The sequence below is a fragment of the Campylobacter sp. 2018MI01 genome, from assembly GCF_018501205.1.
Taxonomy (GTDB): domain Bacteria; phylum Campylobacterota; class Campylobacteria; order Campylobacterales; family Campylobacteraceae; genus Campylobacter_E.
The window spans coordinates 1-398 of the sequence record NZ_JAHCZE010000195.1 but is presented as its reverse complement, the minus strand read 5'-3'; the positions used below and the strand labels follow the sequence as shown (position 1 = coordinate 398).

At 37.4% G+C, this 398-nt stretch carries 1 protein-coding gene; it reads right to left on the bottom strand.

All coding sequences use genetic code 11. The features are described from left to right. Positions 1-201 (bottom strand): hypothetical protein (locus KJQ97_RS09645; RefSeq protein ID WP_214120728.1); only part of this gene is annotated, 201 nt, incomplete at its 3' end. Positions 202-398: the final 197 nt, after the last annotated feature.

Genomic DNA, 398 nt, shown 5'->3' with positions numbered 1-398 from the left:
GTAATCAAGCATCCTGTAGACAGTATTCGATTCAATTACTTTGTCATTCATTGCGCGAAAATGCGACATCATCTTTTTAGAACATTCTGCCGTTTGGCTGTCGCTGAGCATCAGTTTTTCCCTGAAACTCAATGGCATCCCCGTATACTGTGCCGTTTCGATTACGGTGTGGTTCAATTCATCACCAAGTTCTTTAATCATCGTAGCATCATTTACGAAACGCACAGGGCCGAAAAGACTTTCGATACTAATTAAAAATGTTATTGATAATACGCACAATATAATTGACAATGCTAAAACAAAAGCAATTACGCGCGGTAATCTAAAATATGTCTTGCATAATTCTTCCCCAGAATTTGGCAAAAAAATCAGTCCCCTAAATTTATACCTAATCAACA